This is a genomic window from Mesorhizobium kowhaii (assembly GCF_003253745.1).
Taxonomy (GTDB): Bacteria; Pseudomonadota; Alphaproteobacteria; order Rhizobiales; family Rhizobiaceae; genus Mesorhizobium; species Mesorhizobium kowhaii.
Genome location: NZ_MZXV01000032.1, coordinates 383,662 through 403,217, shown reverse-complemented (window position 1 = coordinate 403,217; position 19,556 = coordinate 383,662). Strand labels below are relative to the sequence as shown.

The 19,556-nt window shown below is 62.4% G+C and carries 18 protein-coding genes; 10 read left to right on the top strand and 8 right to left on the bottom strand.

Annotated features, from left to right (window positions below; genetic code table 11):
• The first annotated feature begins 350 nt into the window (after positions 1 to 350).
• Positions 351 to 626, top strand: coding sequence for an exopolysaccharide production repressor exox (locus tag B5V02_RS14750; protein WP_111544875.1), 276 nt, complete (start codon positions 351 to 353; stop codon positions 624 to 626).
• A 17-nt stretch (positions 627 to 643) separates the two neighbouring features.
• Here B5V02_RS14750 and B5V02_RS14745 read toward each other — a convergent pair whose 3' ends face one another.
• The 6 genes from B5V02_RS14745 to B5V02_RS14720 all read right to left on the bottom strand — a co-directional run bounded on the left by B5V02_RS14745 (position 644) and on the right by B5V02_RS14720 (position 6,538).
• Entirely contained in the window at positions 644 to 2,488 is a 1,845-nt protein-coding gene (locus tag B5V02_RS14745) for an ABC transporter ATP-binding protein (protein ID WP_111545410.1), read from the bottom strand.
• Positions 2,489 to 2,496: 8 nt separating this feature from the next.
• Positions 2,497 to 3,498: a phosphoenolpyruvate carboxykinase (ATP) gene (locus B5V02_RS14740; RefSeq protein ID WP_111544874.1), complete on the bottom strand. Its 1,002-nt coding sequence runs from the start codon at positions 3,496 to 3,498 to the stop codon at positions 2,497 to 2,499.
• Entirely contained in the window at positions 3,495 to 5,438 is a 1,944-nt protein-coding gene (locus B5V02_RS14735) for a lasso peptide isopeptide bond-forming cyclase (RefSeq protein WP_111544873.1), read from the bottom strand. Before B5V02_RS14735 ends, B5V02_RS14740 begins: the two co-directional genes overlap by 4 nt.
• On the bottom strand, positions 5,435 to 5,827 hold the full coding sequence (locus B5V02_RS14730; protein ID WP_245445925.1) for a lasso peptide biosynthesis B2 protein: 393 nt from the start codon (positions 5,825 to 5,827) through the stop codon (positions 5,435 to 5,437). The genes B5V02_RS14735 and B5V02_RS14730 overlap by 4 nt, the downstream gene beginning before the upstream one ends.
• Before the next feature lie 109 nt (positions 5,828 to 5,936).
• The gene (locus tag B5V02_RS14725) at positions 5,937 to 6,251 is read right to left on the bottom strand and encodes a PqqD family protein (RefSeq protein WP_111544871.1); all 315 of its coding nucleotides are present in this window, start codon (positions 6,249 to 6,251) and stop codon (positions 5,937 to 5,939) included.
• 134 nt (positions 6,252 to 6,385) lie between these two features.
• A complete protein-coding gene (locus tag B5V02_RS14720; protein WP_095082854.1) occupies positions 6,386 to 6,538 on the bottom strand; it encodes a lasso peptide in 153 nt (50 codons plus the stop codon).
• Between the two features lie 527 nt (positions 6,539 to 7,065).
• On the opposite strand from B5V02_RS14720, the gene B5V02_RS14715 reads away from it, so the two are divergent.
• From B5V02_RS14715 to B5V02_RS14680, 8 genes are all read left to right on the top strand, one after another.
• A complete protein-coding gene (locus tag B5V02_RS14715) occupies positions 7,066 to 8,196 on the top strand; it encodes a nucleotidyltransferase family protein (RefSeq protein WP_111544870.1) in 1,131 nt (376 codons plus the stop codon).
• Positions 8,197 to 8,291: 95 nt separating this feature from the next.
• On the top strand, positions 8,292 to 9,314 hold the full coding sequence (locus B5V02_RS14710) for a glycosyltransferase family 2 protein (protein WP_111544869.1): 1,023 nt from the start codon (positions 8,292 to 8,294) through the stop codon (positions 9,312 to 9,314).
• A 289-nt stretch (positions 9,315 to 9,603) separates the two neighbouring features.
• Positions 9,604 to 10,005: a hypothetical protein gene (locus B5V02_RS14705; protein ID WP_111544868.1), complete on the top strand. Its 402-nt coding sequence runs from the start codon at positions 9,604 to 9,606 to the stop codon at positions 10,003 to 10,005.
• A gap of 146 nt (positions 10,006 to 10,151) precedes the next feature.
• Positions 10,152 to 11,015 carry an endo-1,3-1,4-beta-glycanase ExoK gene (exoK, locus tag B5V02_RS14700; protein ID WP_111544867.1) on the top strand — a complete coding sequence of 288 codons (864 nt, stop codon included), beginning with the start codon at positions 10,152 to 10,154 and terminating at the stop codon, positions 11,013 to 11,015.
• A gap of 67 nt (positions 11,016 to 11,082) precedes the next feature.
• Positions 11,083 to 12,414: a UDP-glucose dehydrogenase family protein gene (locus tag B5V02_RS14695; protein WP_111544866.1), complete on the top strand. Its 1,332-nt coding sequence runs from the start codon at positions 11,083 to 11,085 to the stop codon at positions 12,412 to 12,414.
• Positions 12,415 to 12,481: 67 nt separating this feature from the next.
• Entirely contained in the window at positions 12,482 to 13,924 is a 1,443-nt protein-coding gene (locus B5V02_RS14690) for a GMC oxidoreductase (protein ID WP_111544865.1), read from the top strand.
• A 14-nt stretch (positions 13,925 to 13,938) separates the two neighbouring features.
• Positions 13,939 to 14,388, top strand: coding sequence for a hypothetical protein (locus tag B5V02_RS14685; protein WP_111544864.1), 450 nt, complete (start codon positions 13,939 to 13,941; stop codon positions 14,386 to 14,388).
• 67 nt (positions 14,389 to 14,455) lie between these two features.
• The gene (locus B5V02_RS14680) at positions 14,456 to 15,535 is read left to right on the top strand and encodes a glycosyltransferase (RefSeq protein ID WP_111545409.1); all 1,080 of its coding nucleotides are present in this window, start codon (positions 14,456 to 14,458) and stop codon (positions 15,533 to 15,535) included.
• A gap of 56 nt (positions 15,536 to 15,591) precedes the next feature.
• On the opposite strand, the gene B5V02_RS14675 is transcribed toward B5V02_RS14680, so the two are convergent.
• A complete protein-coding gene (locus tag B5V02_RS14675) occupies positions 15,592 to 16,614 on the bottom strand; it encodes a phosphoribosyltransferase family protein (RefSeq protein WP_111544863.1) in 1,023 nt (340 codons plus the stop codon).
• Positions 16,615 to 16,667: 53 nt separating this feature from the next.
• Positions 16,668 to 18,164, bottom strand: coding sequence for a lipopolysaccharide biosynthesis protein (locus tag B5V02_RS14670; protein WP_111544862.1), 1,497 nt, complete (start codon positions 18,162 to 18,164; stop codon positions 16,668 to 16,670).
• Positions 18,165 to 18,350: 186 nt separating this feature from the next.
• Here B5V02_RS14670 and B5V02_RS14665 point away from each other — a divergent pair, with 186 nt between their 5' ends.
• Complete coding sequence (locus B5V02_RS14665; protein WP_111544861.1) at positions 18,351 to 19,541, top strand: glycosyltransferase family protein; 1,191 nt, start codon at positions 18,351 to 18,353, stop codon at positions 19,539 to 19,541.
• Positions 19,542 to 19,556: the final 15 nt, after the last annotated feature.

Genomic DNA, 19,556 nt, shown 5'->3' with positions numbered 1-19,556 from the left:
TGCTTTAGCATGGCTCGGTGCTCAAGGCGAATCACCTAAAATACTACTTAATATTGTTTCTTTTACTCAAAAATGGCGACGATCAGAGGTCGGCCTAAATCCCTTCGCGTGCATTGCAACATGACCGAGTCGATTGCAAAAGCTCAATCAAAAATATCCGCAGTTGCCCTTGCCGCCTACTGCTCGCCTTAATAGAATTGCAAATTATACCTGTCAGAGTGGCGACAGGTAGAAAAGGCCGGAAGCAACCGGCCGAGAGCGGGCGACCTTAACAAGCCCGCATGACAAGGGACGGCGCTCGGGTGGGGCAATCGTTATATATACCCGAGCCGGTTTATGGGCTGTTGGGTATGGCACTTCCAAAATTCATCGTCGGGATGATTTTCGCTATTTCGATCGTCGTTGCCTGGTCCTGGCTAGGCGGCGCGTCGATCGGCACGACGCTGGTCCGCGTCATCATCTGCGCAATTGTCATTCAGGCGGGCTACTTCGTGCTCGTCTATGCCATGATCGCCAGGAGCGCGCCGACGCCGGCCGACATGGCTCGCGACGCGGAGAGAAAGTTGAATGCGCCCGAGGTGGCCGAAGGCGAGAAACTGGGCAGCGCCAGGCGAAGCTTGCACTAGCCAGAAGCCCGCCAGCCTCACGCCACGTTGGCGGGTTGGCTGTCCGACTGTTCACCCGACAGCATCCTCGACAATCGGCTGCCGGCTTTTTCCTTCAGCCGCTGATATTGCCCGACTTCGACGACACGACCGTTTTCCATCGCCACCACCCAGTCGGCGAAGGCGATCATCGACGGCCGGTGCGCAATGGTCAGGATCGTCATGGTGCCGCGCAATCCGTCAATCGACTTGGCGATCAGCGACTGGTTCTGCCAGTCGAGCGCGCTGGTGGCCTCGTCCAGGATGAGCAGGGACGGCTTGCGCAGCAGCGCGCGCGCAAGCGCGATGCGCTGGCGTTCGCCGCCCGAGAGCCGCACGCCGCGGTCGCCGACCACCGTCTCGAGCCTGAGGTCGAGCCGTTCGACGAACTCGCCGGCGTGCGCCGAGCGCAGCGCGGTCCACAGATCGTCATCGCTGGCCTGCGGCGCGGCAAGGTGCAGGTTCGCCGCGATCGTGTCATGCAGCAGGAACACGTCCTGCGGCACATAGGCCACCTGGTCGCGCCAGCGGCGGCGGTTTGCGGCATCGATCTCGACGCCATCGACGAGCATCTTGCCGGCGGTCGGCTCGAGCAGGCCGAGCAGCATGTCGGCGATCGTGCTCTTGCCTGATCCGGAGGGACCGATCAGGGCGGTGACCTTGCCGGCCGGCAGGCCGAACGTGATGTCCTTGACCACCATCTTGGCGGGGTCGTCGCCATAGCCGAAGCAGACGTCCCTGAGGTTGAGCCCGGTGGCCAGCGACAGCTTGCCGCCTTCGCCGGCTTCGGCATCGCCCGGCTCGCGTTCGGCGTCGAAACGCGCCTGCAGGTTGCGCATTGCCGTATAGGCGGGCAGGTTGATCAGCACCTGCTGGGCCTGCGTCTGCATGTCCATGAAGCGCGGCGCGATGCGCATGAAAACCAGGAGCAGGACGACGATCTCGGCCAGCGACAGGTTGAAGCGGACCAGCGCCACATAGATGAACAGGCTCAAGCCAACGACGCTCGCCACCTGGAACACCGCTGTGCCGATCGTGCTGTTGCGCACATAGTCGACATTGTCGGCCTTCATCTTTTCGAGCGTCGCTTGCAGCTGTGCGAAATAGGTCGCCTCGACGTTCAGGCTCTTGGCCACCTTGATGCCGCCGAGGAATTCCGAAACGGTCCGGTACTGATCCTGGCGATTGGCGGTCAGAACCCGGCCAAAGGCGGTGGCCCGCGATCGAAACGGCTGCAGCGCCACGAACATCACAATGCCGATAACGACGGCAAACAGCGTCATCACAGGCGAGATGAACACCGAAACCAGCAGATAGCCGGCCAGAAGCACGGCGATCTGCACCAGCATCAACAGCGAGAAGGCAGCGCCCTGGACCCGGTCGATATCGCCGGTCAGGGCATGGTCGAGGTCGGAGCTGCGCATGCGCGTGAAGACGCCCCAGCGTGCCTTGCCGATGCTTTCGAACAGGTTCATGCGCACGCGGTTGATGAAATCGAACAGCAGTTTGGCCATGTAGACCGACTTGAAGCGGTTGAACGCCGCCTGCACGGCAACAAGCCCGACCAGCACGCAAAGCACCGTCGTCAGCTGCAGCGTTCCGTCAGGCACCAGCCAGCGCACGAAATCATTGTTCGGCAGCTTGACCGCAAAGTCCTGGTCGGCGCGTCCGACCAGATGCAGCAGCGGCACAAGCAGCAGGATGGAGATGCCTTCGGTCAGGCTGCCCAGGATCAGGAAGAGCAGCGCCGTCCAGGTTCGCCGCCCGCCGATTTGGGCAATGACGGCGCCGAATGCGGCAACGTCTCGAAACAGCGACAGGCGAAGGATTGAGGGCTTCGACATGATTGCGCTCACGACCGCCGGCGACCAGCCGCCAGACCCCCAGCCGCCAGATCCCTTTCGATCAGGTCCACGGCCTCGCCGATCCTGTCGAGGCCGGTCGGGACTTCGAGGCGGCGAACGCCGACATGGTCCGCCAGCCGCGCGCATTGCCGAAGATGCACTTCTGCAAGATCGCTGGGCAGGGCCGCGCGGCCGAACCGCGTCACATAGGAGAATTTGATGATGGCCGGCAAGGCGGCGATGCCGGGCAAAGGCCTGATAGCAGCTTTTTCGCCGCGCTCGAGGATATAGATCCTGGTCGCAGGCACCCTGTTGCCGGAAAAGGCGCCATTCAGGCGATGCTGCATCTTGTCGATCGCCGGATGCACTTGCGGCCGCACCTCCGCTTCCCCCAGCGAGATCGCCGCAGCCGCGTCGGCCGCCAGCTTGATCTGCGGAAAACCCGGAACGATCATCGGCTCACTCGGATTGGCCAGGTCGAGGGCCACAACGTCATCGGTAAGCAGGTCATGTCCGGCCCGGATCATCGCGCTTGCCGTCGTCGACTTGCCGGCGCCCTTGTCGCCCATGAAGATGGCGCTCGTGCCGGCGACGGCAATGGCACTGGCGTGCAGGACGAGCAGGCCGCGCCGGTGCAGCAGCAGCGCCATGACTGGACCCAGCAGCGGAAACGCGATCAGCGTGTCGTCGACGCCGGGCGCCGGCTCGACGTCGATGCGGCAGCCATCGCTGATCAGGAATGTGCCGACGGCATGCCATGCGAGATATTGCCGGTCCGCCTCGAAGCGAAACTCGGTCGCGGCTTCCGAGGAGGGTCTTGGCAGGTCGATCGGGCCGAGGGCGATCACGACATCCGCCGTCCCCGGTGCCGCCGGCTCCAGTTCGGGCAACGTCACCTCGGACGCGATGGTCAGGCCATAGGCGCGGTAGAAGCGGCGTTCTCTCATAGTCCGGCCATGCGGACGGGGATGATCATTGTATGCGGCGAGCGGCTCGTTGCGCGGCATCATGCGGGGCTCCCGCTGTGTTGGAGCTGCCGCAGCCAGAGCGACAGTGATGCCGAGCGCCAGACATACTGGACATCCAAAGGTGCTGCCCGATCGGGCTGGCGCAGCAGCCGCGCATAGGCAGCACTCACCTGGGGCAGATTGACGTAGGGCGCGATGCGGCTCGCATCCGAGATCAGCAGCTGTTCCAAGAGGTCGCGGTGGTTGCGCAGCATGCCGTTGACGAGATTGGCGGTGAAGTCGATCTTGTCGCGCCGCCACTGAACCGCTGCCGGCAGGACGCCTTCCATGGCGCGGCGCAGCACATAGCGGCCAAAGCCGTGGCTAAGCTTTTCCTCACCGGGCAGGCCCAGGCAGAACTCGACCAGCGGCTTGTCCCAGAACGGGTAGCGCGGCTCGACGCCAAAATTGGCCGCAGCCTTGTCGAGCACCTCGAAAGCATGCGGGACATAGCCGTTCGACAGGATCCAGCGATGACTCAAGGCGTCGCTGGCCTGGACGCCGGGCGGCATATATCCGGCCCGGTGAAATCGGTCGACAAGCTCGGTGCGCCTGGCCAGATCCGGATTGATCAGGTCGCGCCAGCTTCGGCCGCGCGGCGCCTGCCCCGGCTTGCGGATCCTGTCCAGGACGCGGTTCGCCATGTGCCGCAGCTTCGCGATGCGCCAGGCCGGCCCGTAGAGGGTCAGGAACTGGAAATACAGGCCCAGCGTGCTGTCGCCATAGGTGTCGGAGGCGCTGCGGATCTCACGCCACAAATCCATCCAACGGCCGGCATTGGCAAGTTCATGCAGATGGCCATGACCTTGTGAAACCACCTCGTCGCCGCCATGGCCGTCCAGCAGCACCTTGATGCCCTTGGCGCCGGCGGTCCGATAGATGCCGCGGGTCAGCGTCAGGCCCGGCGCCAGGAACGTCCCTTCCTGTTCTTCCAGCACCCGTTCGAATTCGGCGAATGGCGCGTAGTCGCCGACTGGAATCAGCGTTCCGTCGACCTTCTGCTGATCGAGAACGGCATCGATGAACGGGCGCTCGTCCATCGACGAGCCCTTCTCGAAAATCAGCGAGAAGGTGGGCAGTCTCGGCTTGCGCTCGGCGGCGTTCTGCAAGCCGGCGACACAGGCGATCGAGGAGGAATCGAGGCCGCCGCTCAGCATCGCGCCGACCGCAGAGGTTCCGCGCATGCGGTTGCGCACCGATTGCGAGAACAGATGGGCGAATTCCTCAGGCGCATCCGACCGCATCGGTCGAGGCGATGGTTCGATCTGCCAGTAGCGGCGCAGCACCACCTGTTGGCCGGTGACGGTGAGGCTGTGGCGTGCCGGCAAGCTGAAGATGTCGCTGTAGGGTGTCGCCTGCGGGTCGTCGGGAAGCCCGGCCAGAAACCCGGAGATCTGGTGCTCGCAGACACGCCTGCCGACCCCCTCGACGCTGAGGATCGGCCCGATCTCCGAGGCAAAGGCAAAACGCCGATCCGCCGCGTGGTAGTAGAACGGTTTGACCCCGAAATGGTCGCGCGCGCAAAACAGGAGCTGCCGCTCGGCATCCCAGATGGCAAAGGCGAAATCGCCTTGCAGATGCACGGGGCAGGCTTCGCCCCAACGCAGATAGGCCCGCATCATCAACGTCGCATCGGCGACCAACCTGTCGCGGATGCCCAGCCTGGCCAGCAGCTCGTCGCGGTTGTCCAACCGGCAATCGGCAGTGATGGCGAGCTTGCCGTCGGCCATCGTCAGCGGACCGGGGCCGGCTTCATCGGTGGTGTTGAGCCAGGCGTGGCCAAGGGCGATGCTGGTGTCCAGCCACCATGCATTTCCGTCGGGGCCACGATGGCGCATGCGCGCCAGCATCTGCTGGACATCGGCCGCCGCGACCGCCGGTGCGTTTCCCCGGACCGCTGATGCGTGTCCCTGTCGAAGCAGGATTCCGGCCACGCCGCTCATCGGCTGCCGTGGTCGACCAGATGGGCGAAACCGTCGATCGATCCGCCAAGCACGATATGATTGTCGCTGACCAGCCAGGCATGCGCCTTGAGTTGCTCGCCCGTGCCGCGTTCGATGCCGATGCGTATCTTCGAGGCGTTACCCTGTCGAGCGAGGATGTATTGGCCCGAAAGCGCCTGGGTCAGGCACGTGGCGTGAGGGACGAAACGGGCCGCGGCGGCAACCCCCCAGGCGACGCGCCGCAGTTCGCCCATGCTGGCGCACTGTCGCGCGTCGAGTCGCGTCACCAGGCTGCGAACACGGTTGTAGGACAACAGGGTCAGCCCCAGCCGCACCGCCGCGACCACCAGCAGGCAGCGGCCGAGAAAGATCATTTCCGAGCCGCTCAAGGAGATAACCCCAAACAGGCTTCGCCGGCCTTGCCGGCGCTTTCTTTGTTTGGGGCTTCTTTCGGTCGCGGGTTCCTGCCGCAAAACCATGGCCTTTTGGGGAACCTGCTTAGACAAGTTCCTCATGGTGCAGCCTCGCAAGCCCGTTATCGGCCAGGCCCTTCAACAATGCGTCGACGTCGGCCTGGCAGCGCTCCGGGTCGACATTGTAGCGCGCAAGCACGGCGCTGCGGATGTCCACCATCGACCTGGGCTCCTGGATCAAATCCCAGATGAAAGCGCCGACACCGTTCAGGCTGTAATAGATGTTGGATTTCAGATTGAGGAGCGCCAGGCCATCGCCGAACTCGCAAGCCACGGCATCCTTGGTCGCACTCACACGATCGTGGTCGGCCAAATCTTGGTCGGATAGCTTCCAGTTCATCCCAAAACCTCGCTTACACTACGCTTCGGCAGTTCCAGGCAATGAAAGGGGAGTCGGAGGCTTGGCCCCCGACTCTCTTATGTTTTTTGACCCAGAGCCCCAACGTCGTCACTCTGGAGTAATTGCGATAGGCTTCAGGAAAACGTCAGGTCGCCGATCGGCGTATGCGCGGGAAAAGATGCGTCGATCGCCGTGCTGCCGCCGCCGCCCTGGGTGATGGTTTCGATCGAACCATGCACCGTCAGGCTTGGCGTCTCGTATTCTTGCTTTTCAACATTCTGTTCCATTTTACTCTCCAATAAGGACTGGAAACGGCTTGTCGAGTGCCGTCAGCACTTGCATGCTGCAGCGCAATAGCTGCATGGCAGCATTTATGAGTCAAGTCTGATTTACCAGGCATTAATCAATTACTGGTTGCGCGCGTCACCATATGTGTCGCTATGCCTAAAATCTGACTTCTTTTAGGTCGATTCCCTACGCTTGGCGACCACCTCGATGCCGATTCTTTAAGCATTTGATTTTGCTTGAATAAAACATTTGCGGGGTGCCTATATTTTAGGCGTCCCTAATAGGGGATGAATTCATTTGGCAAATCCTGATAAGGGCCAGCTGAAACGCCTTGGCAAGGGCGGTATTTCAACAGCGATTTTCACCACCTTTCGGAAGTGTCGGTAAACGCTCAGGTTGCAAAATTCTGCACTGCAAAAGGAAAGGCTTTACGGCATCAAGGTTTTTGGTGATGCTTGCTTCGCACTTGCAGCATACGCGCCGCGCAAATCGCTTTTTTGAGAGTTTTTGGGAGACTGTGCGCTAAATGGCCTTGCCGGATGGTTCCTATGAACGATTGCGCGCCGCCGATTGTGCCGACGAGGTTGCCTATGTGCGGGCCTGCCTGCGGTTGTACTTCGCGGGGGCAGGAGCCGCCGCGGGCGACGTATCGATGCCCGGCCTTGGCGGCGCCAATGTTGCCGACATCGCCAGGCTGAACAAGGTCGCGACCTTTGTCCTCAAGGCCCTGTCGCGCGCGCCTGCGAATGAGAGACCGCCCGAGCTTTTCCACTGGCTGGATACCTACCGCAGAAGGACGGTTTCGATGAACGCGTCCTGCATCATGGATTCGATGGCGATCCATGATGTGCTGCGCGAAAGCCGGATCGATTTCGTCTTTCTGAAAGGTCCGTTCCAGCAGCAGCTTCTCTACGACGACCACTTCATGAAGCCCTCGGGCGATGTCGACATTCTGGTTTCGCCGGTCGGGTATTTCAAGGCGCGGGATGCGCTGCGCTCGATCGGCTACGAGGTCGCCGGCAAGTCGCGCTCCGTCTGGTGGGTTCGCTTCCTTGGCGAACAGCATATGACGCGCGGCGACGGACCGAGGCCATCCACGGTCGATCTCCACTACCGCCTCCAGCAGCCCGGCTCGCCGAGCCCGCGCGACGCGGACGGGTTTCTGCGGCGCAAGCGACAGGTCGAAATCGCCGGCGCCACGGTGCCGTTCACCTCGGCCGCCGACACGCTGCTTTTGTCCTGCATCAGCGTCGCCAAGGCGCTGTTCAACAGGGAACCCTGCGCGGGCTATGTCTGCGACGTGCGTGCCAGCGCCAGCCGCCTCGACGAGACGGACCAGCAGCTCGTGCTCGATGCCGCGGTCGCGCAGGGGCTGGACGATACGCTGCTGCTTGGTGTACGCGCAGCGGATGTGCTGCTTGGCGGCGCCGGCACGCTGCTGTCGGAGCGGGCGACGCGGATCCTGTCACGCATCGGCAACGAGGACCTGCTCAACATGGTCATGGCGCCGTGGCTGTCGTCGCTTCGGTGGCCGCAGCGGCGAACGGTGCTGTGGGAACTGTGCGGCCGCGCGCCAGTCCGCTATCTGGCGGAAGCCGGCTGGGCTGCGTCCGCCGACATCAGCCGCCGCATCTTTGAACGGCCGGGCAATCGTTGAATGAAGACAGATCGGGCGCTGATCGCAATTCTATCGGGCATCGAATGGGTACGGGGCGAACGCAAATCGATATCACCTGTACGAGAGGCTAATCCATGTCGATGACGAAATCCCAGGTCTGCGTGATCATTGCGGCCCGAAACGCGGCAGCGACAATCGCCGTCGCCATAGCGTCCGCGTTGCGCGAACCGGAAGTGGCGGAAGTCGTCGTCGTCGACGACGCGTCCACCGACGACACCGCGGCAGTCGCGCGATCCGCCGACGACGGCAGCGGCCGGCTTGCGGTGATGCGCCTCGACGTCAATCGCGGCCCCTCCTTCGCCCGCAACGCCGCGATCGCCAGTTCGAAATCGCCGTTCATCAGCATTCTCGACGCCGACGATTTTTTTCTCGAAGGCCGGTTTCGCAACCTGTTTGCCGGCGCCGACTGGGATTTCGCGGCGGACAACATCATGCTGATCAGGGATGATGCGACGGGCGACGCGACGAAAATCGTCGCCCCGCAATTTGCCGCGGATCCGGAATTCCTCGATTTCGAGCGCTTCGTCGAAGGCAATATCTCCAGGCGCCGGGTGCAAAGGGGCGAACTGGGCTTCCTCAAGCCGGCGATCAGCCGTGCCTTCCTCGACCGCCATGGGTTGCGCTATGACGAGAGCTTGCGGCTGGGCGAGGATTATGAGCTTTACGCCCGCGCGGTCGCCTGCGGGGCGCGGTTCAAGGTCATCCGCTCGTGTGGCTACGGCGCCATCGTCCGTGCTGATTCGCTCAGCGGCCGCCACAAGACGCAGGACCTGAAGCGTCTCGCCGATGCCGATCTGGCGCTGCTGGCGATCGACAGCCTGCCGGAAGGCTCGAAAGCGGTGCTGAGACGGCACGAGCGGCACGTGCGCGACAAGTACCGGCTGCGCAATTTCCTCGACGTCAAGGCCGAGCGCGGGCTGGCATCGGCAGCGGCCTACGCATTCGCCAGCCAATCCAACCTCGTCCCCATCGTCCAGGGCGTGGCGTCCGACAAGCTCGAGGCGCTGTTTCGCCGCGTCGGCTTGGTGTCCAGGCACAAGCATGTGCCGCCGTTGCGTTTTTTGATGGCCGGCACCAGCACCGGCAAGGAGCGGTGAAACTGTCCGCTTCGTCCGGGTTGGCCGCCGACGACAAGCTCATCGCGCAAACCATTTCGGTCGGAATTATGAGTTTACGAACTGGGTGGTTGCCTCGCGGCCCCGACGATGGCAGTCTATGTTGCGGTGCAGCAAATTGGACGACCAGCCGAACTGGCCCCCGATCGGATTGGTCTGATGTCTCTCCCTCAGGGGAGCAGGACAATGCAACATGAGTTTTTTGAGCCCCGGCTGCGGGGATCGGCCAGAAGCCCGGCCCACAAGCCGGCGATGACAGGGATCTGAGTTCATGGCTTCGATATTCGGTTTCAGATCAAGGGATCCGGCCCGCGACCGGCAGACCGATGGTTCGCGTCTTGATCGCCTGGCAAAGCTGTTTGAGCAGATTGCGGTCGAGATCGAGGCCGAGAGAGCCGGGTTGGAGAATCGCTATCGGACGAAGGCGACCAACGCCGCTTTCCTGGTCGAAGCGATGGAGAACGGCTCCACCTCCGACCGTCGGTCATCCGAAGTCAGCGAACTGACGAAGTCGATCCTGAATTGCGAACGCCGCATCGCGGAGCTGTCGCGCCAGAACGGCATGATGAAAGAACTCCGTCATTCGCTGGATATGGTCTTCGACGAGAATGCGGCGTCCGATTCGGCCACTACTGCCGGGTTCGCCAGGCCGGCGGGCGCTGGCAGGGGTTGAACGTGAAGGATCGGAATTGTTGCAAGAGACTTGATGCGAGGCAGGACAAGAATTCGAGAGGGTCAAGCAGGAGGTCAAGGTTGGCCCGTTCAGGGTTCGAACGTCGACTTTGGGTTGGGGATGCACAGCACAAAGGTGAGTTTGGTATGAATTCGGATCCGAAAACTATGTCCACCATCGCAGCCGGCGGAACGCCGTTCACACGCCAGGCCAGGCAAGCCGGCCTCAGTCGGTTGAGTGCGATCAGTGCGTTGCTGCTCGCCGCTCTTGGGAGCTTTGTGACGGCTCCTTCCCATGCCCAGGACATTCCGTCGTCGCCATCATTCGTCGATGATTTCGCCAGCTTCAATCGCGAACGCTGGTATGTTTCCGACGGTTGGTCGAACGGCAGTCATCAAAATTGCACCTGGTCGAAAGGCCTGGTCGAGCTTTCCGACGGCGTGCTGTCGCTCGGCTTCGAAAAGCAGAAGCTAAAGGACCGCGACTACGCCTGCGGCGAGATCCAGACCAAGCAGCGCTTCGGCTACGGCACCTATGAGGCGCGGATGAAGACGGACACAGGCTCCGGTCTCAATGCGGCTTTCTTCTCCTATATCGGTCCGTCCGACAAGCAGCCGTGGGATGAGATCGACTTCGAGGTCCTGACCAAGGACACCTCCAAGGTGCAGGTCAACGCCTATATCGCCGGCAAGGGCAAGAATGAGAAGCTGGTCGACGTGGCGGGCGGCACCGAAAATGCCTTCAACGACTATGCCTTCGTCTGGGAGAAGGATAGCTTGCGCTGGTATGTCAACGGCAAGCTGGTCAACACGATTACCGATCCGGCGAAATTGCCGACGCATGCCCAGAAGATATTCTTCAGCCTTTGGGGCAGCGATAAGATGACCGGTTGGATGGGAGCGTTCGCGGACCCAGGCCGCAAACTCAAGCTGCAGATCGATCGCGTTGCGTTCACGGCCTTGGGCGAGCCCTGTCAGTTTCCGGAATCGCTGGCATGCAGCATAAAGTAGTTGGGAAAGTCGATTTGAACTGGCCGGGCCCAAAGCGGTCCGCTGTCTTGCATGGGAATGAAACCGAATGAATTTGACGGTCTTTGGAATTGGTTATGTCGGTCTCGTGCAGGCAGCGGTGCTTGCCGAAGTCGGGCACCAGGTGGTGTGCGTCGACATCGACGCCAACAAGGTCGAGCGACTCAACCAGGGCCTGGTTCCGATTTTCGAGCCGGGGCTCGAAAGCCTCGTCAAGGAGAACCACGCCGCTGGCCGCATCAAGTTCACCACCGATGCCGCGGCCGCGGTCAGGCACGGCGAAATCCAGATGATCGCGGTCGGCACGCCGCCGGGCGAGGACGGTTCGGCTGATCTCAAATACGTGCTGGCGGTCGCCGAGACCATCGGTCGTGAGATGGACACCCCAAAGATCATCGTCGGCAAGTCGACCGTGCCGGTCGGCACCTGCGAAAAGGTAAAGGCCAGGATCGCCGAGACGCTGAAGAAAAGAGGGCGAGAGGACCTGACCTTCGACGTCGCTTCGAATCCGGAATTCCTCAAGGAGGGTTCCGCGGTTGCCGATTGCATGAAGCCCGACCGCATCATCGTCGGCACCGACAGCGAGGGCACCGAAGCGGTGATGCGCGAGCTCTATGCTCCCTTCAACCGCAACCACGAGAAGATGATCGTGATGGACGTGCGCAGCGCCGAATTCACCAAATACGCCGCCAATTGCATGCTGGCGACCAAGATCAGCTTCATGAACGAGATGGCCAACCTGGCCGAGCAGCTCGGCGCCGACATCGAGGAGGTCCGCAAGGGCATCGGCAGCGATCCGCGTATCGGCTATCACTTCATCTATCCGGGTCTTGGTTATGGCGGCTCGTGCTTCCCCAAGGATGTCCGCGCCCTGATCAAGACCGCCGAAGGCGTCAAGTTCGACGCCAAGCTGCTGCGCGCCGTCGAGGAGCGCAACAACGAGCAGAAATCCGTCCTGTTCGACAAGGTGAACCGCTATTTCAAGGGCAATCTCAAGGGCAAGACCTTTGCGCTGTGGGGGCTGGCCTTCAAGCCCAACACCGACGACATGCGCGAGGCGCCGGCACGCACGCTGATGGAGGCGCTGTGGAACGCCGGCGCCAATGTGCAGGCCTATGATCCCGAGGCGATGCAGGAATGCCAGGCCATCTACGGGCTGCGCGACGACCTGTTGTTGTGCGGCACCAAGGAAGCCGCCCTGCGTGGCGCCGATGCGCTGCTGATCGCCACCGAATGGAAGAGTTTCCGCGCGCCGTCTTTCGGCGCGATGAAAGATGCGCTGACCACGCCGATCATCTTTGATGGCCGCAACCTGTATGACCCCAAGGCCATCGCCCGCCACGGCATCGAATATCACTCGATCGGCAGAATGGCGGCATGAGGCTGGGAGCGAAGAGCCGGAGGCAGAACCTGGCGGGCGCGCCCGGCGCGAAAAGGAGTTTTGGTTGATGGTGCTGGACGTAAAGCCCGAGCAAATCACCAGGGATCATTTCGATCTTGTCGCGATCGGTTCCGGCTTCGGTTCGGCCTTCTTCCTGCACGAGTTCGCCAAGCGCCGAAAGGCACGCGTCCTGGTGCTCGAATGGGGCCGGCACAACACCCATGAATGGCAGCTCAAGCAGAATGCCAACACCGACATCGATGACGAGACGACCTACAAGACCAATTCCGACAAGCCGTGGAATTACACCATCGGACTGGGTGGCGGCACCAATTGCTGGTTCGCGCAGACGCCAAGGTTCCATCCCAACGACTTCAGGTTGAAAAGTACCTACGGCATCGGCAATGACTGGCCGATCAGCTATGACGACGTCGAGCCGTTCTACTGCGACGCCGAAGACATCATGTCGATCTCGGGCGATCCCGACATGGCGGCGATGCTGCCTCGCTCGAAGCCGTTTCCGCAACCGCCGCATCGCATGTCGACGCCGGACCGGATGATGAAGGCGGCGCAGCCCGGCCAGCATTTCGTCATGCCGACGGCTCGGGCGCGTGTGCCGACCGCGCAGCGCACCTCATGCTGTGCCAATCTGCGCTGCTGGCTGTGTCCGGTCGACGCCAAATTCACCGTCAACAACGGGTTGATGCATGTCTTCGAGCATCCCGACATTTCGGTCTGCCTCGGTGCGGAGGTGCGGCGGCTCGATCACGTCGGCGGCACGGTCCGCTCGGTCAATTTCATGCATGACGGCAAGGAATACCAGGTCAGCGGCGACCTTTTCATTCTCGGCGCCAATGCTATCCAGAGCGCGGCGATCATGCTGCGGTCCGGCCTGGGCGGCGAGTTCGTCGGCCGAGGCCTGCACGAATCCTACGGCTGGAACTTTGAGGTCTATCTCGACGGGGTCGACAATTTCGACGGCAGCACCATCACCACCGGCCTGAACTTCGGCCTCTATGACGGTCCCCACAGATCGGAGCATGCGGCGGCACTGGTCTATTTCGAGAACCGCTGGCAGCACGGGATGCGTGCGGAAAAGGGGCGGCTGCGCCAGGCGCTGCCGCTCGTCGTGGTCACCGAAAACCTGCTCGACCACGAAAATTTCGTCGCCCTCGACGAGGACGACAACGCCTTCGTCAGCTTCAAGGCGCCGTCGGACTACGCAGTCAAGGGCATGGCTCGCGCGCTGGAGAAATTGCCTGACCTTCTGGCTCCGCTGCCGGTCGAAAAGCTCTTCGATCGTGGCATCCGGCCAACCGAATCGCACGTCCAGGGCACGCTGAGGATGGGCTCCGGCCCGGCCGATTCGGTGATCGACAGCGACATGATCCACCACCAGCTGAGAAACCTGGTTGTCGTCGGCACCAGCACCTATCCGAGCTGCTCCTGCGCCAACCCGAGCCTGACCGCCGCGGCCCTCTCCCTGAGGGCGGCGAGCCGCATGGCGTGAGAGGAGGGCATCGGATGATCGAAATTTCCAGGCGCTCGGCCTTGGCCATCGTCGCCGGTGGGGTGGTGTCGACGGGCGTCGCCTTTGCCGCCGTCAGTTCGTTTTCCGATGAGGACCTGGTGCGCGTCACACTCGAAAAATACCTCGGCAGGCTGAACATGCGCATCGAGCATCTGCAGCAGTTCGTGCTGGAGTTCCGCAACAGGAACCCGTGGGTATTTCCCAGTGGCAAGCTCAGCGACGCCGTCACGCTGGTCGAGGAGCTCAAATTGGGCGCCGTCCGCCGCCTGCTGCCCCAGGAGAAACGGGAAGATCTGATCCATTTCGACCGCTGGGTCATCGCCGAATTCCATATGCTGACGGACTACGCATGGCGCAGTTCGCTCAATGACCCGATCCGGTTTACCGGCTGGCAATCCTGTACCAATCCGTTCGCGAATCTGGAGCCGCCGAAGCTTGCCTGACGCCGAAAGCGAGGCGCCGCCGGTTGCCTCGGAAAGAAATACGAGATGCGACAAGGAGCCCGATCCCATGAAAGTCCTTTTTGCAGGTGGCAGCGGCTATCCACCGGAGTTCAGCGGCGGCGTTCAGTCGAGCACGCACCATCTGGCCGAACAGCTGATCGAACATGGCCATGAAGCCGCGGTGCTCGCTGCCCTGTTCGGCGATGGTGTCTTCGGCCTCAAGGCGCGCGCCAAGATGAAGCTGTTGCGGCAGCCGGCGGTCATTGACAGCTATCCCGGCTATCCGGTGGTGCGGGCCTGGTTTCCCTGGGAAGCGGCGACCTTTGCCGTCGACAGGTTGAAGCCGGATGTGGCCGTCGTCCAGTGTCACAAATCGGTTCCGATCGGAAAGGCGCTGCAGGCGGAAGGCGTGCCTTTGGTCGTCTATCTCCGCAATGTCGAATTCCATGAACTGGGCGGCGACCCGCGCGAGCTGCATTCAGCGCTTTACATCGCCAATTCGGAATTCACCGCGCGCACCTACAGACGAGAATTCGGCATCGAGGCGACGGTGATCCCGCCGACCATCAATCCGGCGCACTACAGCACGCCGACGACGGGCCAGTTTGTCACGCTGATCAATCCCTATGAGGAAAAGGGTTTTGAACTAGCGGTGCGCATTGCCGGCGCCTGTCCCGAAATCCCGTTCCTGTTCGTCGAGAGCTGGAAGCTGGAGGACGATCATCGGGCGCGCATCGAACAGACGATCGCGCCTTTGGGCAATGTCGTGCTGGAGAACCGCACCAGCGACATGAAGACGGTCTATGGCCGCACCAAGATCCTGCTTGCTCCCAGCAAGTGGGAGGAGGCCTGGGGCCGCGTCGCGTCGGAGGCCCATTGCAGCGGAATCCCGGTTGTCGGCTCGCGGCGTGGTGGTCTGCCCGAGGCGATCGGCTCAGGCGGCGTGGTGCTCGACTACGATGCTCCGCTCGCCGACTGGGTCGCGGCCGTCAGGCGGCTGTGGAACGACAACCAGGAATATGACCGGCTCTCGGGCCTCGCGCGCAGCTTCGCCGGGCGGCCCGAACTGGAACCCGATCGCCAGTTCATCACCTTCTTCTCGATAGTGGACAGGGCGATACAGCAGCGCGCACGGCAAGCCGCGTAGCCCGGCTCGCGGCGCCAGCCGCGTAGCAACTCGCGTCAAGCCGCGTAGCGTGCGGATCAAGCCAGGCGTTTGACCCGGCTCTTCAGTGTCTCGTAGCCGCGCGCGCCGAGCAGGGCGCGGGCAACGGTCTTGGCGGCGCTCTTGCGGCCCTCTTGCGAGTTGATCTGCCGCAGCCTCGCCGGCAGGTTGCGGGCTGCCTGGCCAAGTGCCGGCAGCGACAGCGCGTCGGGAAAGCTGACCATATGCGTTTCGACGCAGAGCACCGGTTTGCCGGACAGTTCTGTGATCCTCAGCGCCTGCTCGTGCTCGCTTTCGATGAACAGGATGGCATCGGATTTGCGGTAGAAATCGGCCTTGAAACTGCCATGCGCGCCTAGCCTCTGCCGTTCCGCCTTGCTCGGCAGATCGAGCATGATCAGCTGATCGTATTTGATCTCGTTCTTGTCGAGCCACGCCTCGGTCAGCGCACGATATTTCTCCAGCCGGCTGGTGACCAGCCAGCCGATCTTGTGGGTCGCTGTATGGAGAGGCCGCGCCTCGCTGAGGAATTTCTCATAGGCCGGGCCATCGTCGTTTTCCGCTTCTGTCGGATCCAGGCACAGCACGCCGTCAATGTCGACGCAGCATTGCGCCAGGAATTTGTGATGCATGAAGTTCCACTGGAACATGCGCGGATGCGGCACGACCTCGAAGACCAGGTCGGTTTCCTGATGCTCCGGCTCCAGGCCGAACACCGCCGCAAAGGTGAAGTCGGCCTCGATGCCGGCCGCCTCGATGCGGGAGCGTGCATCGCGCATGGCGTTGCCGCCGGCGACACTGTCGTCGATCACCAGCACCTTGCGCATTTCGGAGGCCTTGCGGTCGAGTGCCGCCCGGCGCTTGGTGATGCCCGAGGTGTAGATCCGGCCGGCCAGGAAGCTGTCCAGATCGGTCATCGGAATGTTCGCCGCCAGGCTCACCAGCGTCGCCGCCAGGACGCCACTTCTGGGAACGCCGACGACCAGGTCGATGTCGCGCGGCAGCCGGTGCAGGCCCCTGACGATGGCGTCGTTCATGTCGGAAATCGATCGGTAGTGCATGGGTTCAGACCTGGTCCTGGAGTGAATGTCCGTACCTGTCGAGGTCGCGCAAACTATTGCGCCTCGCGTGGTGTTGCCGCGGGCAGCCTTGCCGGCAGCATCTTCAAGGCCTCGCGCAGGGCTTCGCGGCCGGATGCGAATGCCAACGCGATGACGATGGTGATCAGGTAAGCGAGAACGGCGCCGCTGGCCAAGCCAATGACATGCTGCTGCGGCAGCAGCGGCTTGATGAACCAGATGGCGGCCAGCGCCAGATGGGCGCCAAGCACGAACGGCGTTGCCGCGCGCAGCACATGGTGCGCCTGCAGCGGACCGCTCTTGCCGACATAGAGCCACAGGAATGGCGTCCTCAGATACTCGCTGATCGCATAGGCAATCGCCACGCCCAGCGCGCCATAGGGCAGGCCGAGCGCGAAGGCCGCCACCGACGTCACGGCCGTTATGATGCCCCAGCGCATGAAGTCACCGGAGCGGCCCTGGCTGACGAAAAGCCATCCCGCCGGATTGTTGAGCGGCTGCAGCAGCCCGGCAAAGCCGAGCGCCAGGAAAATGCTGGCGCTCGCGCGCCACTGTTCGCCGAGCACGAAGGGGATCAGCACGTCCGACATCGCTGTGGCAAAGGCGACGCCGGGAAGCGCGACCAGCAGGATCAGCGGCATGACGCGCAGATAGGCGCTGCGGTAGCGATCCGGCTCGTCCTTCAGCCTGGACAGCGCCGGAACCATCACCTTCGACAATGGATTGGTGATCTGGCTCAGCGGAAACAAAAGCAGCTTGTAGGCGCGGTCATAAAGGCCGAGCTGGGCTTCGCCCCAGTATTTGCCGATCAGTACATTGTCGAGGTTGCGGGCAAAGAAATTGGCGAAGTTGAAGCCGGTGATGCCGGCGCCGAAATTGATCAATTCGCTGATTCCGGCGACCTTGCGCGGCAGGCCGGGACGCCAGCGCGAGCTTACCCAATAGCAGAGCGTCGGCAGCACGGCACCGGTCAGCGTGCCGGCAAACAGCGCCCAATAGGAACGGTCGATGAAAGTCCAGGCAATCGATACGGCGAGTCCGGCGACAGCGCTGGCGACGTCGATGATGGCCAGCCGGCCGAACTGCATGCGGCGCGTCAAAAGAGCCAGATGCTGGGCGCCAAGCCCATAGGCCATGATCTGCAGCCCGAATGCGGCCACCAGGCCGGCCACGCGCGGCTCGCCGTAGAAAGCGGCGACCAGCGGCGCGGCACCCGCAAGCACACAGGCCAGAATCGCGCTGACGGCCACATTGATCCAGAAGAGGTAGTTCACCTCCTCATGCCGGATGCCGCTTTTCTGGATTGTCGCCTGGGTCAGGCCGAAATCCTGGAACAGCGCGATGAAGGCCAGCACTGGCGCGCACATCGCCACGACGCCGAAATCCTGCGGCGACAACAGCCGCGACAGCACGATGACGGATATGATCTGTGTCGCGACCCGCACCGATTGCGCCATGGCCGTGACAACCGCGCCGCGCCCGACAGATTTGCGCAGAGAGCCTTCCGGCGGATCGAATGCATTGGCTTCCAAATTCAGGATTCCTGATTTTTGCGCGGATTTCCAATTGTCCGAAAATCCACTACCGCCGCCAACGACAAACTACGGCAATAATTTTGCAGTGCAACAGAAAACGTGGATCGTTGCGCCAAAAATGTTGCGATGCAGCAAGAGCTGTACTAGGCTCTCCTTGGGTGGGCCAACAGCGGTCGAGTTTTCATGCTGCATGTCTTGTACCTTGTGCACGACGTTTCCGACCCGGCCGTGCGCCGGCGGATCATAATGCTCAGGGCAGGTGGGGCCGAGGTCACCTTGGCCGGCTTCCGTCGCATCACAAATCCGATCGCGGATATCGAGGGAGTGCGGCCGATCGATCTTGGCGCGACGCGTGACGGGCGATTCGGCCAGCGGCTCGCGGCGATCGCCAAGGCGGCGGTTTCGATCGGCTCGAAGCTTGGCGATATGCCCAGGCCCGATCTGATCATCGCGCGCAACCTGGAAATGCTGGCGCTTGCCCGTCGCGCCAGGTCAGCCTTCGGTGCATCGGTTCCGATCGTGTACGAGTGCCTCGACATCCATCGCCTTGTGCTTCGCAACGATGTCATGGGCAAGGCGCTGCGCGCCACCGAACGCTTTCTGGCCAGGGACGTGAAGCTGCTGGTGACCAGCTCGCCTGCCTTCATCGCCAATTATTTCAAGCCGTTCGGCCAGGTCGCGGCGCCGATCGAGCTGGTCGAGAACAAGTATTTCGAGGCAGCCGCGATTTTGCCCGGCAGTCCTGAGGCGCCCGGTGGTTCTGAGGCGGTTGAGAGTCCCGTCGGACCGCCATGGCGAATCGGCTGGTTCGGCGCGCTGCGCTGCCGCCGCTCGCTCGAACTGCTGGCCGATTTCTCCCGCCGGATGGAGGGACGCTTCGAGATCGTGCTGCGCGGCCGTCCGGCCCTGTCCGAATTCCCGGATTTCCATGCTTTCGTCGAATCCGAGCCATGGCTCTCGTTTGGCGGGCCCTATCGCAATCCGGAGGACATGGCGTCGATCTACGGCGAAGTCCATTTTTCCTGGGCGATCGATTTCTTCGAAGCGGGACAGAACTCCGAATGGCTCCTGCCCAACCGCCTCTACGAAGGTTGCCGCTTCGGCGCGGTGCCGATCTCGATGGGCAACACCGAAACCGGGCGGTTCCTCAGCAAGCAGGATATCGGCATTCTCTTGCCAGAGGCTTCGCCCAAGGCGCTCGAAGCGACGCTTGGCAAGATGGATGAGCATCGCTTCGCCAGTTTGAAGGCGCGTGTTCTTGGCCGCAACCCGAGAACCTGGAGCTACGATCGCAGCGATTGCCGGGCGCTTGTCGAGCGGCTGCGCAGCCTGACCGCCGTATCGGGTTCGTTTGCAGCTGAGGCATTGGCATAGGATGGCTGGAGATAG

What these genes read in the sequence shown, in the direction of transcription:
- B5V02_RS14750 (WP_111544875.1), top strand. Translation starts at nt 351, where the DNA reads ATGGCACTTCCAAAATTCATCGTCGGGATGATTTTCGCTATTTCGATC.
- B5V02_RS14745 (WP_111545410.1), bottom strand. Translation starts at nt 2,488, where the DNA reads ATGTCGAAGCCCTCAATCCTTCGCCTGTCGCTGTTTCGAGACGTTGCC.
- B5V02_RS14740 (WP_111544874.1), bottom strand. Translation starts at nt 3,498, where the DNA reads ATGATGCCGCGCAACGAGCCGCTCGCCGCATACAATGATCATCCCCGT.
- B5V02_RS14735 (WP_111544873.1), bottom strand. Translation starts at nt 5,438, where the DNA reads ATGAGCGGCGTGGCCGGAATCCTGCTTCGACAGGGACACGCATCAGCG.
- B5V02_RS14725 (WP_111544871.1), bottom strand. Translation starts at nt 6,251, where the DNA reads ATGAACTGGAAGCTATCCGACCAAGATTTGGCCGACCACGATCGTGTG.
- B5V02_RS14720 (WP_095082854.1), bottom strand. Translation starts at nt 6,538, where the DNA reads ATGGAACAGAATGTTGAAAAGCAAGAATACGAGACGCCAAGCCTGACG.
- B5V02_RS14715 (WP_111544870.1), top strand. Translation starts at nt 7,066, where the DNA reads ATGGCCTTGCCGGATGGTTCCTATGAACGATTGCGCGCCGCCGATTGT.
- B5V02_RS14710 (WP_111544869.1), top strand. Translation starts at nt 8,292, where the DNA reads ATGTCGATGACGAAATCCCAGGTCTGCGTGATCATTGCGGCCCGAAAC.
- B5V02_RS14705 (WP_111544868.1), top strand. Translation starts at nt 9,604, where the DNA reads ATGGCTTCGATATTCGGTTTCAGATCAAGGGATCCGGCCCGCGACCGG.
- exoK (WP_111544867.1), top strand. Translation starts at nt 10,152, where the DNA reads ATGAATTCGGATCCGAAAACTATGTCCACCATCGCAGCCGGCGGAACG.
- B5V02_RS14695 (WP_111544866.1), top strand. Translation starts at nt 11,083, where the DNA reads ATGAATTTGACGGTCTTTGGAATTGGTTATGTCGGTCTCGTGCAGGCA.
- B5V02_RS14690 (WP_111544865.1), top strand. Translation starts at nt 12,482, where the DNA reads ATGGTGCTGGACGTAAAGCCCGAGCAAATCACCAGGGATCATTTCGAT.
- B5V02_RS14685 (WP_111544864.1), top strand. Translation starts at nt 13,939, where the DNA reads ATGATCGAAATTTCCAGGCGCTCGGCCTTGGCCATCGTCGCCGGTGGG.
- B5V02_RS14680 (WP_111545409.1), top strand. Translation starts at nt 14,456, where the DNA reads ATGAAAGTCCTTTTTGCAGGTGGCAGCGGCTATCCACCGGAGTTCAGC.
- B5V02_RS14675 (WP_111544863.1), bottom strand. Translation starts at nt 16,614, where the DNA reads ATGCACTACCGATCGATTTCCGACATGAACGACGCCATCGTCAGGGGC.
- B5V02_RS14665 (WP_111544861.1), top strand. Translation starts at nt 18,351, where the DNA reads ATGCTGCATGTCTTGTACCTTGTGCACGACGTTTCCGACCCGGCCGTG.